Origin of the sequence: Agathobaculum faecis, from assembly GCF_014287995.1 — a bacterium.
GTDB classification, from domain to species: Bacteria; Bacillota; Clostridia; order Oscillospirales; family Butyricicoccaceae; genus Agathobaculum; species Agathobaculum ammoniilyticum.
This window is the reverse complement of sequence record NZ_JACOPL010000002.1, coordinates 31,850-47,386: the sequence shown is the minus strand read 5'-3', so window position 1 is coordinate 47,386 and position 15,537 is coordinate 31,850. Positions and strand designations below refer to the sequence as shown.

Genomic DNA, 15,537 nt, shown 5'->3' with positions numbered 1-15,537 from the left:
ATAGGAGGATATAGATGACATATATGGATAGTAACAGGAAGCGAGTAGGGATTTGCGAATGGGTATTACCTTTTGTTGGTGTAGAGGCAATAGAATGTGCAGCCCGTATCGGCTTCGATTGCATACAAATTGCAGAGAGGGGAGGATCGGAGGCCGGTTATCCATTATCAGATCAACGAATTCAGGATGAATACCGCCGGGCAATCGATCATACAGGGCTACAAATCCATTCACTACATTTATGGACATTATGCAGGCAGGCCTGTATGATTCATCCCTTGGATAGTGCATGTGGAAGAGTTGGTTTGGAAAGCATATGTGAAGCTGTCAAGGCATGCTACGCACTGGAGATCCCACGTTTGATGCTTACATCCGGCTTCATGTGCCAGATAAAAAATGAAAGGGATTTTGTTCAGTTTTCTGAATCATTGCGCGCGGCGTGCGAAATTGCAGGGGAAAAGGATATTACGGTCGTATTTGAAAGCGCATTAGATGTTTGGGAAATCAAACGGATGTGTGATATAGTCGGCCCTTCCTTACGAATATGCTATGATATTTTTAATCCCATCCGATTCCATACCGCTGATCCCCGAGAGGAAATCAAACAGATCGGGTTAAATAAAATCGATCATTTTCACCTGAAGGATGGACCAGATAATTGTATCGGATGCACCCTGCTCGGGCAGGGCTGCGGACATTTTGATGAAGTTATGAACATCATTCAAACGCTTGGCTATCAGGGAAGCTACATTACGGAAAATTACTATACAGCTTCCCCGCTCTCCGAGCAAGATAACTTTGACGCACTTGCCCATATGGATTTGAAAACCATCCACAGAGCACTGCAACAACAGGTGCTATGACAAAAACAATCTTACACAGACGATATATGATGGCTTCATTGGATGTGATAGTGCTTTTATTTCAGGGTCTGCTGTTCTGGCTTGGCGGATATGTGCTTGTATTTCCAGCTTTTATTGGATATGGATTGCTTTCAATAGTATTTGGTATCATACCATATAAAAGCAGGCGACTGCTTTGAAGTGGCATGATGTTAGGCTGGAAACCGGTTTGTATTTTCAGAAACCGGCAGCTCCTCTGGAAAGAAAAAACAGATTGTCAGAAAAAGGATGTATCAGGCAAAAGATAATTGACATTACTTTCTTGTACTGTTAATATAAACATATACAGGATTTTAGACTTTTTTTGTCATTTTAAAGGGAAATAATAATAAAATAGAGGGGCTCATTATGAACATAGAAAAGCGGCGACAGGATATTATTCATTATTTAATGAAAAATGGTATTGTTTCCGTCAATCATTTGATCGAAATAATGAAAGAGTCTCCAGCAACAATCCGAAGAGACTTAACTTTTTTAGAGGAAAACGGATATATCAGCAGAAGCCGTGGCTATGCGAAATATATCCAGCCTGATATTGTCCACCAGATCAGGATAACGGATGGGCAGGTAGCGGTTGCCCGGGAAGCAGCAAAACTGATACCGGCAAATTCGACGATCTTTTTGGACTCCGGCGCTTCTGCTCTGGCATTGGCGCAGCAAATAACGAATCGTGATGATATTACGGTGATTACTAATTCACTGACCGCTGCTAATGTTTTGGCGGCAACCAACGTTACGACTTATGTGATCGGCGGATATCTGGAGGGAAGGCAGGAAGCTCTGGTTGGTCCGGAGGCGGAAAAATATATTCGTACAATGAAATTCCCTATTTTGTTTTTAACAACCACAGGTGTGCGGGGAACACAGGGGCTGGCTTGTGTTACACCGTTCCAAGCAAACCTGAAGAGTGCGTTGATTGAAGCTTCGGAAAAAGTTGTTGTACTCGCCGACGCAAAAAAGTTTGAAAAGGATTCGCTTCGTGTATTTGCAGACTTCAAAAATTTAGATATTATTATTGTGGATCAGCCCATCAGGAATCAGGCGCAGTTGATGGCCTTGGAAAAGAATCAGGTGGAATTGATTATAGCGGAACAATGAATACATATAGCTTTATGCTTTTGCAGTATAGGTTTTGAATAGAATCACAATAAAAAACTGGTTTGGGAACTATGTCCCAAACCAGTTTTTTATTGAAAGGTTAAGGCTGCAGGAGTATTTTTATGCCCTCACGGTTGCGCATCATATGGATGCCGCGCTCCCATTGTTCCAAGGGGAGGATATGCGTAATAAGCGGATCAAGCCGAAGCATGTTTTTAGAAAGAAGGCCAAGGCAATTTCTCCATGAGATGACATCATAGGCATGGTGGCCCTTCACAATCTGCGCGCGGTATGTTAAATCATTCAATGAAAAATTTAGTGGAGCAGTACTCGCGCCAACCTTAACAATGGTCCCATCCTTGCGCACACCAGAAATGGCCTGGAGGAGCACTGAGGGGGCTCCGGCACAGTCTATCGCTACATCAGCCCCTTCCACTCCACAAACCTCGTGGATGCGGGAAACAAAGTCCTCGGCATCCGATGCAATGAATTCAGTAACCCCCATTTCATATGCTACATCAAGCCGAAGCGCTTTATCAGCAGAAAGGCCAACCATTATGACATCCTTTGCGCCCATGATATGGCAGAACTGCGTCGCTAAAAGCCCGATTGGACCGGGGCCAAAAACAATTGCGCTTTCGCCCGGCCGTAAGCCGGATTCCTGAGCTACAGCTTTATAAGCATTACAGATAGGGTCCAGGATGGCAGCGTATTCATAAGGGACCCCATCAGGGATACGCATTAAAGCCCATTTATGGATACGAAGGATCTCTCCTGGTATTTTGACATATTTGGCAAAACCGCCATCCATGCCATAGCCAAGGGCAACTCGTTCCATACAGTTGAGGAATAACCCGCTGGTACAGGCATGGCATTTTCCGCAGACATGTCCTGTGTTATCGGAAACAACACGGTCGCCGGGCTTCCAATCGGATACCTGGCTGCCGACCTGCACTACAGTACCGGCAAATTCATGCCCGACAATGCAAATGCCTCCCTTTTCACCCCCATTAAAATATGTAGCAACATCAGAACCGCATATGGCAGCGTATTTGACCTCTATAATGACATCTTCCGGACCGCAGGTTGGATCCGGCATATCACGGAATTCATATTGCCTTGGCTCATAACCATACCGGTAGACAGCCTTCATTATAATCACTCCTTATTCTTTTATAATGAGGATAAAACACATTAATTGATTTTATAGTGATTGTAAAATTGATTATACGATAGATATAGGATATATTATTTCAAAAAGAAAGTCAAGAATAAAGCGGCGATGTACACACAAAACTACGAAAATAAATAAAATAATATCTATCTATTTGTGTTATATAACAAATAATTTATAGGATTTAAAATATAAGAAAAAAATAGTTGTGAAATGATCATAAAATGATTGATAAATATTTATATAATTTATCAATATTGACATATCAAGTGAGCGAATATATAATTGTGATCATAATAAAGCTGCAACAGAACAGAAAAAGATTATAAAATAAGAAATTCTGATTTTTTCTGTAGCGCAGCAAAATTAGGAGGATATTATGAAAAGGTTAGTCAGTACTATTTTAGCATTGTCCCTGATCTTTGCACTGGTTGGCTGTGGCAACAGCAACGATGATGTCTCCACTAGCTCTGATGGAAGCGAACTGACCACATTGCTCTATGGCGCACCCTCGACTGCAACCTCTGTAACGGTTTGGTATGCGCTGCAGCAGGGGTATTTTGAGGACTACGGCGTTGACCTCCAGATTACATTTTTCAACAGCGGTACTTCGATCAATGACGCGGCCCGCGCTGGGGAGATCGATTTGTATTCTCTTGGAAGCATGATGTCGACGACTGGCGCAACGACTTTTGGCTCCCAGCTGCTTTGCTATCTTGCCCCGGACAACGCGGCCTACCGTGTGTATGCGCGCAATGATTCCGAGATCATTACTTCGGGTCAGGGGCATATTGAAAAGTATCCGAATATTTATGGATCGGCGGATGCATGGAAAAACTCGACTGTGCTTTGGACCAAGGGCCAGTCCGGACACTATACGATCAATGCCATTCTTGAGATGCTGGGTCTGACAAGCGATGATGTGACCTCGATCGATATGGAGCAGAACCAGATCCCCGCAGCGTTTGCAGCTGGTGAGGGAGACGTTATGGTAGCAGGCATCCCCAACTGGAATGAATTTGAGGCGGATCCGGAGCACTATACAATGGTAGCTTCCCTGGATGAACTGTATCCGGATTATGATAATATCGCAACCATCATGGCCTGCCCAGATGCTCTGGAAAATAAACAGGAAGCGCTGAAAGGGTTTGCAAAGGGCGTCATGCGCGCGCAAAATGAGTTTGCAAACGATGATGACCTATTTAAAGAATGGATGTACATTTGGCAGAGCGAATATAACGTCGATGTTACCGAGGAGAGCGCAGCAAATGACTGTGCATTTTACAAGATGCCTACACTGGAATGGAGCCGTCAATATTTTGAGGGCGGCGAAGACAGCATCTGTGCCAATGGGTTTATGAAGATTGCAGAATTTATGAACTCTGTGGATCAGATGAGTGATGAGGTGTTTGCAGAATATAACGCTGATGATTATATTGCCGACGACATTATCCTTGCCGCGTTGGATGAGCTGGAGGCGGAACAAAGCTAACTCCTTGACCTGACGTGTGATATTAGGTAACGCTATGGATTGGTATATGGCTGCTTTCACCTACCTGTGCAAGCAGCCATATCTTTAAAAGGAGATCATTAGTAAATGCAAAAGAAGAAAAAGCTGAACCGGTATACGGTGATAAGCGTAATTTCGCTGATCGTTTTTTTTGTGGGATGGGAACTGATTGTCCGTCTGGGACTGGTGGACCCAGGCAAGCTTTCTGCACCGTCTTCAGTCATTGAGTTGTTTATCGAAAAGCTTAGTTCAGAATATCCGGACGGCGCCACCATTCAGGCGAATACCTGGGCGAGCCTGCGTATTGTTTTAGAAGGCTTTGCCATGGCTTGTATCATTGGTATCCCCCTTGGCCTGCTGATGGGATTCTTTGAGGGGGCAGAACGCTTTTTTCGCCCGATATTTGAAATGCTCCGTCCGATTCCAACGCTTGCATGGGTGCCGATCGTATTACTGATATTCGGGATTGGCGACAGCGGCAAGGTTTGCATTATTTTTATTGGTTCTATGGTTTCGCTGACAATCAATACATGGACGGGCATCAGAGGAACCAAAAAGGTGCTTTTGAATGTTGCACAGGTTGGAGGAGCCTCGCGGGCGCAGATGTTTTTTAGAGTGGGTATCCCATCTGCCATCCCCATGATTTTTACAGGCCTGCGCATTTCTCTCGGTATTGCTTTTGCTACGCTGGTAGCGGCTGAAATGGTTGCTGCAACGATTGGCTTGGGTTATATGATGAATCAGGGAAGAAAGCTGATGGATACAGACCTGATCTTCCTCGGTGTTGTGGTAATAGGTATCATCGGCTTCTTGATTAACTATGTGATGAGTATTCTGGAACGGAATATAGCGCCCTGGTCTACGGAGGAACCGAAATGAAGCAGTTAAAAAATTTAGAATTTTTCAGTAATTGGAAATGGATTCTCTCCATTATTTCCGTTGTTCTGTTTTTTATTGCCTGGCATATCTACGGACTCAATACCCGCGTACCGACACCGATTGAAACCGTCTCTATGCTGGTGGAAATGTTTGAGCGGAAAAGAGTAGGCAGCGCATCCCTTCTGGTCCATATTGGCGCGAGCATGAAGCGCATTACGCTAGGTTTTGTATTCTCATGTATTATAGGCATCGTACTCGGTGTACTTATGGGATGGTTCAAAACCTTCCGGGCGATTTTTCAGCCGATTTTTGAAATGATCCGTCCGGTGCCGGGTCTTGCGTGGATCCCATTATTTATCCTGTGGTTCGGGATTGGGGATAAAACAAACATCATCATGATCGTATTCGGTGCGTTTGTGCCGATCTGCCTCAATACTTACCATGGTATGACGCATGTTGACCCCACACTGATAAAGGCAGGCAAAATTTTGGGTGCCAACAATACAAACATGCTAAAGAATATCGTCCTTCCGGACAGTATTCCGGCTATTGTGGCAGGGATGAGAACCTCGCTAGGCAGTTGCTGGATGAGCGTTGTTGCGTCAGAGATGATCGTCGCCCGGTCGGGCCTCGGATATGTGATTTTATCTGCAATGGACAGTATGAATTATGAGATGGTCATGGCGACTATGATTCTGATAGCAGTTGGTTGTGCTGTATACAATTTTCTATTTACAAAACTGGAAAGGGTGTTATGTCCGTGGCTATACCTGAAACAAAAGTAGTTCTAAAAGACATTAAAAAGAGCTTTACGACCAAAAACGGTACTCTGCAAGTATTGGATGGTATCAGCCTGGAGGTACGCGAAAATGAATTCCTTGTTCTGTTTGGGCCAGGCCAATGCGGAAAAACCGTTTTGTTAAATGTTATGGCGCAGCTGGAGGAGCCGGATGCAGGACAGGTCATTTATTCTGATAATCGAAAGGTATATGGAAATATAGGCGTTGTATTTCAGCAGTATGCGATCTATCCCTGGAAAACCGTTCTGGAGAACGTGGAGATGAATGGAAAATTTAAAGGGGTTCCAAAGGAAAAGCGACGCAAGGAAGCAATGGAATACATTAAACTAGTGGGACTAGAGGGATTTGAGAAAAGTTATCCATCCCAGCTATCCGGAGGAATGAAGCAGCGAGTCGGTATCGCACGGGCCTATGCGACAAATTCTGACATTATTTTAATGGATGAACCCTTTGGCGCGCTCGATGCGCAAACGCGGTATCAAATGCAGGAAGAGATCCTGCGTATATGGCAGCAGAAAAAATGCACGATTGTATTTATCACCAATAATGTGGAGGAAGCGGTTACCTTGGGTGATCGGATTGTTTTGCTCAGCAATAAGCCCTGTCAAGTGGTGGAGGAGTTTGTTCCTGATCTGCCCCGTCCACGCAACAATATGGATCCGCGTTTTTTGGAACTGCGCAATGAAATTGCTTCCAAAGTGGATCTGGCGCTGTAATTCAGGTTCCTATTACTTTATCAATAGCTGGAGGTGCTTTTGTGAGCGAGGAAACCAAGGTTAAAGTCCGTAATTTAACAAAGAAATTTGGCGATCTGCTGGTTTTGGATAATGCTTCGTTTGATATAAAAAAGGGGGAATTTGTTTGCATTGTAGGTCCCACAGGATGTGGGAAAACTACCTTTTTAAACCTTCTGGTAAAGCTGATTGAACCGACCGCAGGGGAGATCCTGATTGATGGAGAGCCTGCAGACCCCAAAAAGCATAATTTGAGCTTTGTATTTCAAGAGCCATCTGCCTTTCCTTGGCTGACCGTAGAAAAAAATTTACGCTTTAATTTAGAGATCAAGCATTATTCAAAGGATGAAATTGATAAACGTGTTGCCCGGATGGCAAAATTACTCGGATTGGAGAAAGTAATGAACGCTTATCCAAGAGAACTATCTGCCAGCGCGCAGCAGCGCGTTGTCATTGGCAGAAGCTTTGCGATGTATCCAGACCTGCTGCTTATGGATGAGCCATACGGACAAATGGATATCAAAATGAGATACTATCTGGAGGATGAGGTCATCAAGCTTTGGAAAGAAACCGGAGCCACCGTTATATTTATTACCCACAATGTCGAGGAAGCCGTATATTTGGCACAACGCTGCCTGATTATGTCGCCCAAGCCTACAACAATCAAAGAGGAGGTAAATATTGATTTACCGTATCCTCGGAATGTTGCGGATGCACAGTTTATAGAATATCGTGAGCATATCACCGAAATGATCAAGTGGTGGTAAATATAAATGTTTGGATTTTTTAATATAACAATAAAAAAAATAGATTAACTCATAGAATAAATTCAATAAGTCTGTTTTGTTGATAGAAGTATGACTATAAAATTATTTATATACAAATTAATTAATCAATAATTGTATATAACGATGAAAAAACAAAAAAATATTGATTATTAATCAATAAAAGATTAAAATATAATCATAAAAATCTTTTTATAATCAAAAAGGAGAGGTTGAAATGAAAATTGCATTTGGTGTAGATCCTGGCGGACTGGAGCTTCGTGCTGGGGTACTGGAGCACCTGAGGGCTATGGGACATGAGGTTGTGGAAGTTGGAACAACAGATCAGGAGAATGTTGTCCCGTACATGATCGTGGGCAGAAACGTAGCGGAAAAAGTAACAGGCGGCGAATGTGATCGCGGTGTTGTGATGTGCGGAACAGGAATGGGGATCAGCATTGCAACAAATAAAAATAAAGGCGCTCGCTGTGCGTTGTGTGAAAGCTGGTATGCGGCACGCGAAAGCCGAATTGTAAATGACGCCAATATCATTGCATTGGGAGGAACGACGACCAGCCTTCGTATGGCATGCGAGATGATTGACGTTTTTATGAAAACAGAATGGGGGCAGGGTTTGCCGGAGTTCCGCGTACAGCGTATCAAAAATGGTGCTAAGGATCTTGCTACTTATGAAGACGAGCAGTTTGGCAAATAAAATACGGCAAAGCGGATAACAGGCGCTTTCGGCAGGGGAATGTAAACGGCTTCAGAAAATGACCGGAACGTAGCCGGAAAAGTCTTTGTTTTGAAGCCATGGTGGGCGAGGTAGCGTATGAAAAATGATGAGCGCAGGGAAAAAATATATGACATGCTGGTGCGGGAGGAAAAGATGTCGGTGAACGACATTATCCGCAGGGTCGGAGATTCACCCGCTACAATTCGTCGCGATTTGACGTTTCTGGAAAAGAACGGATATATTTTGCGCACGCACGGCTACGCCAAATATATCCAGCCTGAAATAGTACATATGAAGGAATTTTCAGCCGATAAAATTGCGATTGCCCGTGCGGCAGTCAAGCTGGTTGAGGAGGGGGACGCTCTGCTGCTCGATTCTGGTTTCTCAACCCTTGCGCTTGCCTATCAGATGGTTGGAATGAAAAACCTGTCCATTGTCACAAATTCCATCCCAGTCGCACATTTGTATTCAACGCATGGAGAAATACAGACCTATCTGACCGGCGGTTTTCTGCGGGTGCGGGAAGCCGCGCTGGTTGGAAGAGAAGTGGAGGAGTATGTAAGCCGGATTCATGTTTCTAAGCTGTTTTTATCCACAACCGGCGTGCGGGGGACGGAGGGACTGAGCTGCGTTACACCGTTTCAGGCCGAAGTCAAACGGGCGTTTATCCGTGCTGCGGACCAGGTAATCTTGTTGATTGAACACGGAAAATTTGACATTGACGCGCTTATGGTATTTGCGCGATTTGAGGAGATAGACTGCATCGTTACCTCCGAGCCGATCGCCTCCCCAGATCTTGCCACCCATTTGGATAAGCTGGGCGTTAAGGTGATCGTGGCAAAGTAAATAAAATCGAAAAGGAGAGGAAAGCACAGCATGAAGATGATGAAGGCGCTGGTCTATGAAAAGGCCGGCAGAGAAAACGCTTCTGTCAAGCTGGTTCCATATCCATCCTGCGGAGCGGATGACGTGATTATCAAGGTGATGGCGTGCGGCATCTGTAAATGGGCAGAGATCGGGCATGATACCACCGGCACCGGATTGGCGCGTTACCCTGTGATTAACGGGCATGAATTCGCAGGCTATGTGCAGGAGGTCGGGGAAAATGTTACGACATTCCAGCCCGGCGACCGAGTGACCGCGGATAATGCGGTTCCATGCGGCAAGTGCTGGTACTGCAAAAACGGGAAGGCGCTGTTCTGTGAAAACTTTGGCTCCCTCGGACATAACATCAATGGCGGTTTTGCCCAGTATCTGGTTATCCGTCAGGATAATGTTGTCAAGCTGCCTGACACCCTCTCCTTTGATGAAGCAAGTGTGGCCGAACCGGTTGCCTGTGCGATAGAAGCTCTCGATCGAGCGAATATTCGGCCGGGCGAGCAAGTTGTCGTCAGCGGTATGGGACCGCACGGCATCATCCTTGCACAGCTCTGCCATTTCTCCAACGCGATGCGGTCGGTCGCGGTCGGGCTGGTGCAATCAAGGTTGGACACTTTGGCAAGCTATGGTGTACCAACACTGCTGATTGACCGGAATGACCAGCAAGCTAACCTGAAAAAGCTGCGCGCGGCATTCCCAGATGGGATAGACTGCATCATTGATACTTCTGGCGCTTGGTCTATGGTGGAAACCCTTGTCAAGCTGCTTAAAAAAGGTGGCCGCATGATTCAGTATGGCAGCTATCATGCTGCTATTTCCCTGGAAAACCCGGCTCAATTCCTAAATAATTTGCATTATAATAACCAGAGCTATATTGGCGTAAGCTGCCAGGTCAATAATTTTCCGCGCGCGGTCGAATATATGGGGAGTGGTAAGTGCAATGTGAGCACACTTGTCACACATACCTTTTCGTTGGATGACTATTTCCACGCGCTGGACACCAATAAAACAGATAAATCCGCGCTTAAGGTGGTTATTCATCCAAATGGAGACCCAAACGCCCCATTCGTACCGGAGGCTTGAACGCGTATGAAAATGTATGTGCTGGATAACGGTGTGATCCGTATTATAAGTGACAACAAGGTAACAGGCGGAGGCACAGCGGATATACCGATCCACAGCTTTCTATTTGATACGCCGGAGGGATATGTACTGTTTGACACAGGATGCGATCCGGACGGCATGAGCGGCGCCTGGCCTGCGCATATGCAGGTGAACCCTTACATCGCGGGCGAAAACGGGTATGTGCAGGAACGGCTTGCACAACTCGGCCTTGCGTGTGACGATATCCGGTATGTGGTGGTGTCGCACCTGCACATCGATCATGCAGGTGGGTTGAAATTTTTTCCGAATGCCGAGGTAATCGTCAGTAGGACGGAACTCTGCAAAACTCTGCGTGATTATGTCCGCCGTGATTTCTCCGGCTTCCATATGCAGTCGGATATCGAAAGCTGGCTCAAGGCAGAAATCAGATGGAGGCCGGTGCCGGAGGATATAGAGGAATTTACTCTGTTGCCCGGGCTTCGTATCCTGAATTTTGGACCGGGCCACTCCTATGGCATGCTGGGAATCCTGGCAGAACTGGACAGCGGCGCGAAATATCTGCTGGCAGCGGATACTATCTATACAAAGGAGCACATCGGCCCACCGGTACAGATCGCCGGTATCGCATATGATGCCAAGGGTTATGTAAAAACCGTGGAGCGTATTGTCCAGCGTAGTCAAGACGAAGGGGCAGATATCCTGTTTGGCCATGATATGGAGCAGTTCCGCACGCTGACCAAATCAATGGAGGGCTATTATGATTGAAAGGTGGAGCAATATGCAGAACCAAGCAATGGTCATGACGGATGTACGCAAATTTGAGCTGTGCAACGTTTCCATGCCGGAGGTCGGCACAGACGAGCTGGGGATTGCGGTTAAGAGCGTTGGCATTTGCGGCTCAGACATGCATTTCTATGAGGGAAAGGCGTTTTCAATTTTCCCAAATTCGCTGCCGTTTGTTTTGGGGCATGAAGCGGCCGGCGTTGTGTACCAGGTCGGGGAAAATGTAAAGGATTTTCAGGTAGGAGACCGTGTAGCAATCGAGCCGGGTGTCCCCTGCGGAAAATGCGCGTTTTGTGAGAGCGGGCGTTATAATCTCTGTCCGGATGTTGTCTTTCTGGCAACGCCGCCGGTGGAGGGCGCGCTCAAACGCTACATTAAATATCCGGCATTCAAAACATACCGGCTGCCGGATAATCTGTCTATGACAGAAGGTGCGCTGCTGGAACCGCTTTCCGTCGGCATACACGCAGCACAGCGCAGCGGTGTAACGATTGGGAAAACGGTCGCTATATTGGGCGGCGGCTGTATTGGTCTATGCACGCTGCTTGCGGCAAAGGCTTGGGGCGCATCGCGCATTATCGTTTGCGATCTGTTTGACAGCCATCTGAATAAGGCGCTCGCACTCGGTGCGACCGACACGGTAAACTCAGGTACACAGAATACGGTCGAACAGATTATGAAACTGACCGGCGGGGCAGGAGTTGATATCGTTTTTGAAACAGCGGGCAGTCCGGTTACGGCAGCGCAGACCAGCCATATCGTTGGGCGCGGGGGAACGATTGTCATGGTCGGCAACATCATGCCGGACGTGCCGTTCAGCTTTCGCAATCTATATAAAAAAGAAGCAGAGGTGCGCGCGGTATTCCGCTACTGCAACACTTATCCTATCGCGCTTCAGGCCGTTGCATCAGGTCGGATTGATGTAAAGCGGATTGTTTCCGCCTCCTACCCGTTTGAACAGGCACAGCAGGCGTTTGATCATGCGGTGGATGACAAAGTGAACTGCGTCAAAGCGGTTATCACAATGGAATAGAGGATTATTTCAAATAAGGAAAGGACGAAAAACATGAGCAATGTAACAGAAATGAAAAGGCTGGCATATGAGATCCGTATTCATGTGCTAGATATGCTGGCCGAGCACTCGCACGGCCATGTCGGCGGCAGCTTGTCGATTGCGGACGCGATTGCGGTATTGTATGCCGGCGTGCTGCGGCATGATCCGAAAAATCCGCAGTGGGAGGATCGTGATTACCTGGTACTGTCCAAGGGGCACTGTGGGCCGGCACTGTATTCGGCGCTTGCGCTGCGCGGCTTTTTCCCGATGGACTGGTTGTATACGCTCAACCACCTGGGTACGCATCTTCCCAGCCATGTGGATAAAAATCTGACACCGGGCATCGATATGACGGCCGGTTCACTGGGACAGGGTGTTTCGTGCGCCTGCGGGATGGCAATGGGCCTCAAGCTTTCCGGAAAGAAGAACACGGTTTTCGCTATTATCGGTGATGGGGAAGCGCAGGAGGGACAGGTCTGGGAGACTATGCAAATCGCACCCGCACAAAAGCTGGATAATTTCATCATTATGCTGGATAACAACAAACAACAGCTTGATGATTTCACCGATACCATATGCCCGTTGGGCGACATGCGCCGGAAAGCAGAGGATTTCGGTTGGTTCGCACTTGATGTAGATGGCCATGATTGTGCCGCGATCGCGGATGCGGTCGCGCAGTGCCGCGCCGCCGGCAAGCCGGGTTTCATCAACCTGCGCACGGTTAAGGGCAAGGGCTGGCCGGAAAAGGAGGCCGTGAACGGTAACCACGGCGTTAAGGGCATGGATCATGCGATGGTCGCGGGCGCAATCGAGGCGCTCAAGGCCGAGCTGGCCGCGCTTTGAGATTGGAAAGAGGAGGAAAACAGGACATGATCAAGCTTGCAAAGGAAAATATTGTCGAGGAACTTGACCTCAAGGGCGCCTATATGGATGAGTTGCTCGCGCAGGCCGCGAAAAACGAAAATATCGTTGACGTGGAAGCCGATCTGGCCAACTGCATTAACGCGCCACAGTTTAAAGCAGCATATCCGGAGCGTTTTTTTGATATCGGCATCGCAGAGCAATCGCTAGCTTCGGTTTCCGCCGGGATGGCAGCAGTCGGCAAAATCCCATTCTGTCATTCATTTGCCGCGTTTGCGTCGCGCCGCATGTGCGACCAGAATTACATCTCCTGTGCTTATGCGCAGAACAACGTTAAAATCGTTGGATCCGATCCCGCAATCTCTGCAGGGGAAAACGGAGGCACGCATCAGGCGAACGAGGATCTGGCACTCATGCGGCCCATCGCGGGAATTACGATCCTTGAGCCGACCGATACAGTAATGATGAAATGGGCAGTCGATCAGGCAGCGAATACCGAGGGTGTGTTTTATCTTCGTGTCCAGCGCACGGGTAATATTAAAATCTATGAGGAAGGCTCTACGTTCGAGATCGGCAAGGCCAATGTAGTGGTTGAAGGTACGGATGTGACACTGATTGCGGAGGGCAACCTGATGTTGACGACCTGCATGGAAGCCGCGAAAAAGCTGATGGCAGAAGGCATCTCAGCCCGTGTCGTGGATATGTTCTGCATCAAGCCGATCGACAAGGTGTGCATCCTGAAATGCGCGGCCGAAACCGGTGCGATCGTAACCGCGGAAAACCATTCCATAATCGGCGGACTTGGTTCTGCAGTTGCAGAGGTATTGGCCGAGGGCGGCTGTGCTGCACCGCTGCGCCGTATCGGCATACAGGATCGCTTCGGAGAGGTCGCTACCACGCCCGAGCTACAGATCTGCATGAAAATGACTGCGGCCGACGTGGCGGCGGCGGCCAAGGACGCGATTTCAGCCAAAAAATAACCGGGGGTATGTCTCGTGAAGCCAGCCGCCTGCCCAAGACAGGGGCGGGCGGCTGGAACGATCATTGCCTTTCTGTAGGGGAGGAGATATCTATGCAGTTATTTTGTGTCAAGCCTAAAGTCCATTGTATTGATACATTTGCCGCGTTTGCAGCAGAGTTTGCACTTGGTCCGCGCGACCTGCTGCTGACCGAGACGTTTTTGTACGAACGGTTTATCAAAGCTGCGGGCCTGTCCTGCCCGATCATTCTCAAGGACAAATACGATGCGGGGGAACCGAAAGAGGAAACCGTAGATCAGATACTGGCCGATATGCAGCCGTTCCCAATCGACCGCGTGGTTGCAGTTGGTGGCGGCAGCGTGATCGACATTGCAAAGGTGCTGATCATTCGCGATGCCCGGCCGATAGGACGGATAATACGGGGAGAACAGCCCTTTGAAACGGATAAGCAGCTTATTATTCTGCCGACGACCTGCGGCACGGGCAGTGAGGTAACGTTTGGCGGCATTATCACAATGAAAGACACCGGCCTTAAAACCGCGATTATGGATGAACGCCTGAGCGCGGACCATGCGGTGTTGGTACCCGAACTGGTAGCGGAACTGCCGATTAAATTTTTCATTCACTGCTCGGTAGACGCGCTGGGACATTCGATGGAATCCTATGTATCCGCTGCGCGTGGTAATGAGATGGCGCGCGCGGTTGGGGCGCGGGCCGTGCAGTTGATCCTGAATGGCTACAGGCAGCTGATCGAAAAAGGTGCCGCGTATAAAGCGCTGCTGGCAAAGGATTTTATCCAGGCAAGCTGTCTGGCGGGCATGGCGGTGAATAATGGCGGCGCGGGTCCGGTACATGCGTTGGCATATCCTCTGGGAGAAAAGTACAAAATAAGCCACGGTGAGTCTATCTACCAGTTTTTGACCGCCGTATTCTCCATATATGACCAGATTAGGCCGGAGGGGGCGCTTGCCGAGTTGAAAGACATTGTAGAAAAGCCGCTACAGGAAGCGGGCTTTGCCGGGGAAGCACCTGTGTTTGAGCGTTTGGAGAAAATGCTGAACCAGCTGTATCCCAACCGTCCTTTGCGGGAAACGGGAATGACAGAGCAGGATATCAAGCCCTTTACCGAAAGCATTTTTGCCTCAAAGCAGCGTTTACTTGTAGCGAGCTATGTGCCATTCACCCGGGAACAGGCAGCTGAGATCTACCGCCGCCGTTTTTAAGCGGCAAAAGAAAAACTGAACAAAAGCCTTGTGACGATCAGAAAGGTGTGAATTGA

The 15,537-nt window shown here is 47.7% G+C and carries 16 protein-coding genes; 15 read left to right on the top strand and 1 reads right to left on the bottom strand.

All coding sequences use genetic code 11. The annotated features are described in order from the left end of the window. Positions 1–14 precede the first annotated feature (14 nt). Both H8S45_RS02185 and H8S45_RS02180 read left to right on the top strand, forming a co-directional pair. Positions 15–863 carry a sugar phosphate isomerase/epimerase family protein gene (locus tag H8S45_RS02185; RefSeq protein ID WP_082396880.1) on the top strand — a complete coding sequence of 283 codons (849 nt, stop codon included), beginning with the start codon at positions 15–17 and terminating at the stop codon, positions 861–863. Between the two features lie 387 nt (positions 864–1,250). After that, on the top strand, positions 1,251–2,000 hold the full coding sequence (locus tag H8S45_RS02180; protein ID WP_186949484.1) for a DeoR/GlpR family DNA-binding transcription regulator: 750 nt from the start codon (positions 1,251–1,253) through the stop codon (positions 1,998–2,000). 100 nt (positions 2,001–2,100) lie between these two features. Here H8S45_RS02180 and H8S45_RS02175 read toward each other — a convergent pair whose 3' ends face one another. Next, on the bottom strand, positions 2,101–3,153 hold the full coding sequence (locus H8S45_RS02175; protein ID WP_054326608.1) for a zinc-binding dehydrogenase: 1,053 nt from the start codon (positions 3,151–3,153) through the stop codon (positions 2,101–2,103). Between the two features lie 400 nt (positions 3,154–3,553). On the opposite strand from H8S45_RS02175, the gene H8S45_RS02170 reads away from it, so the two are divergent. The 13 genes from H8S45_RS02170 to H8S45_RS02110 all read left to right on the top strand — a co-directional run bounded on the left by H8S45_RS02170 (position 3,554) and on the right by H8S45_RS02110 (position 15,481). Beyond that, positions 3,554–4,666, top strand: a complete 1,113-nt coding sequence (locus tag H8S45_RS02170; RefSeq protein ID WP_082396882.1) for an ABC transporter substrate-binding protein — start codon at positions 3,554–3,556, stop codon at positions 4,664–4,666. 105 nt (positions 4,667–4,771) lie between these two features. Next, positions 4,772–5,563: an ABC transporter permease gene (locus H8S45_RS02165; protein ID WP_147573751.1), complete on the top strand. Its 792-nt coding sequence runs from the start codon at positions 4,772–4,774 to the stop codon at positions 5,561–5,563. After that, on the top strand, positions 5,560–6,348 hold the full coding sequence (locus H8S45_RS02160) for an ABC transporter permease (protein WP_054326611.1): 789 nt from the start codon (positions 5,560–5,562) through the stop codon (positions 6,346–6,348). Before H8S45_RS02165 ends, H8S45_RS02160 begins: the two co-directional genes overlap by 4 nt. Then, the gene (locus H8S45_RS02155; protein ID WP_054326612.1) at positions 6,318–7,079 is read left to right on the top strand and encodes an ABC transporter ATP-binding protein; all 762 of its coding nucleotides are present in this window, start codon (positions 6,318–6,320) and stop codon (positions 7,077–7,079) included. The genes H8S45_RS02160 and H8S45_RS02155 overlap by 31 nt, the downstream gene beginning before the upstream one ends. Before the next feature lie 41 nt (positions 7,080–7,120). Further along, positions 7,121–7,864, top strand: a complete 744-nt coding sequence (locus H8S45_RS02150) for an ABC transporter ATP-binding protein (protein ID WP_054326613.1) — start codon at positions 7,121–7,123, stop codon at positions 7,862–7,864. Positions 7,865–8,099: 235 nt separating this feature from the next. Next, positions 8,100–8,576, top strand: a complete 477-nt coding sequence (locus H8S45_RS02145; protein WP_054326614.1) for an RpiB/LacA/LacB family sugar-phosphate isomerase — start codon at positions 8,100–8,102, stop codon at positions 8,574–8,576. 117 nt (positions 8,577–8,693) lie between these two features. Next, positions 8,694–9,443, top strand: coding sequence for a DeoR/GlpR family DNA-binding transcription regulator (locus H8S45_RS02140; RefSeq protein WP_054326615.1), 750 nt, complete (start codon positions 8,694–8,696; stop codon positions 9,441–9,443). Positions 9,444–9,473: 30 nt separating this feature from the next. Further along, complete coding sequence (locus H8S45_RS02135) at positions 9,474–10,559, top strand: alcohol dehydrogenase catalytic domain-containing protein (RefSeq protein ID WP_054326616.1); 1,086 nt, start codon at positions 9,474–9,476, stop codon at positions 10,557–10,559. 6 nt (positions 10,560–10,565) lie between these two features. Continuing rightward, positions 10,566–11,345: an N-acyl homoserine lactonase family protein gene (locus tag H8S45_RS02130; protein WP_054326617.1), complete on the top strand. Its 780-nt coding sequence runs from the start codon at positions 10,566–10,568 to the stop codon at positions 11,343–11,345. A gap of 13 nt (positions 11,346–11,358) precedes the next feature. Continuing rightward, positions 11,359–12,396 carry an NAD(P)-dependent alcohol dehydrogenase gene (locus tag H8S45_RS02125; protein ID WP_054326655.1) on the top strand — a complete coding sequence of 346 codons (1,038 nt, stop codon included), beginning with the start codon at positions 11,359–11,361 and terminating at the stop codon, positions 12,394–12,396. Between the two features lie 33 nt (positions 12,397–12,429). Beyond that, positions 12,430–13,260 carry a transketolase gene (locus tag H8S45_RS02120; RefSeq protein WP_054326618.1) on the top strand — a complete coding sequence of 277 codons (831 nt, stop codon included), beginning with the start codon at positions 12,430–12,432 and terminating at the stop codon, positions 13,258–13,260. A gap of 26 nt (positions 13,261–13,286) precedes the next feature. Next, the gene (locus H8S45_RS02115) at positions 13,287–14,258 is read left to right on the top strand and encodes a transketolase family protein (protein WP_054326619.1); all 972 of its coding nucleotides are present in this window, start codon (positions 13,287–13,289) and stop codon (positions 14,256–14,258) included. A gap of 92 nt (positions 14,259–14,350) precedes the next feature. Beyond that, complete coding sequence (locus H8S45_RS02110; RefSeq protein ID WP_054326620.1) at positions 14,351–15,481, top strand: iron-containing alcohol dehydrogenase; 1,131 nt, start codon at positions 14,351–14,353, stop codon at positions 15,479–15,481. Positions 15,482–15,537 lie beyond the last annotated feature (56 nt).

Bases quoted from the DNA above. Each gene is read 5' to 3' on its own strand.
- H8S45_RS02185 (WP_082396880.1), top strand. From the start codon at position 15: ATGACATATATGGATAGTAACAGGAAGCGAGTAGGGATTTGCGAATGG.
- H8S45_RS02180 (WP_186949484.1), top strand. From the start codon at position 1,251: ATGAACATAGAAAAGCGGCGACAGGATATTATTCATTATTTAATGAAA.
- H8S45_RS02175 (WP_054326608.1), bottom strand. From the start codon at position 3,153: ATGAAGGCTGTCTACCGGTATGGTTATGAGCCAAGGCAATATGAATTC.
- H8S45_RS02170 (WP_082396882.1), top strand. From the start codon at position 3,554: ATGAAAAGGTTAGTCAGTACTATTTTAGCATTGTCCCTGATCTTTGCA.
- H8S45_RS02165 (WP_147573751.1), top strand. From the start codon at position 4,772: ATGCAAAAGAAGAAAAAGCTGAACCGGTATACGGTGATAAGCGTAATT.
- H8S45_RS02160 (WP_054326611.1), top strand. From the start codon at position 5,560: ATGAAGCAGTTAAAAAATTTAGAATTTTTCAGTAATTGGAAATGGATT.
- H8S45_RS02155 (WP_054326612.1), top strand. From the start codon at position 6,318: ATGTCCGTGGCTATACCTGAAACAAAAGTAGTTCTAAAAGACATTAAA.
- H8S45_RS02145 (WP_054326614.1), top strand. From the start codon at position 8,100: ATGAAAATTGCATTTGGTGTAGATCCTGGCGGACTGGAGCTTCGTGCT.
- H8S45_RS02140 (WP_054326615.1), top strand. From the start codon at position 8,694: ATGAAAAATGATGAGCGCAGGGAAAAAATATATGACATGCTGGTGCGG.
- H8S45_RS02135 (WP_054326616.1), top strand. From the start codon at position 9,474: ATGAAGATGATGAAGGCGCTGGTCTATGAAAAGGCCGGCAGAGAAAAC.
- H8S45_RS02130 (WP_054326617.1), top strand. From the start codon at position 10,566: ATGAAAATGTATGTGCTGGATAACGGTGTGATCCGTATTATAAGTGAC.
- H8S45_RS02125 (WP_054326655.1), top strand. From the start codon at position 11,359: ATGCAGAACCAAGCAATGGTCATGACGGATGTACGCAAATTTGAGCTG.
- H8S45_RS02120 (WP_054326618.1), top strand. From the start codon at position 12,430: ATGAGCAATGTAACAGAAATGAAAAGGCTGGCATATGAGATCCGTATT.
- H8S45_RS02115 (WP_054326619.1), top strand. From the start codon at position 13,287: ATGATCAAGCTTGCAAAGGAAAATATTGTCGAGGAACTTGACCTCAAG.
- H8S45_RS02110 (WP_054326620.1), top strand. From the start codon at position 14,351: ATGCAGTTATTTTGTGTCAAGCCTAAAGTCCATTGTATTGATACATTT.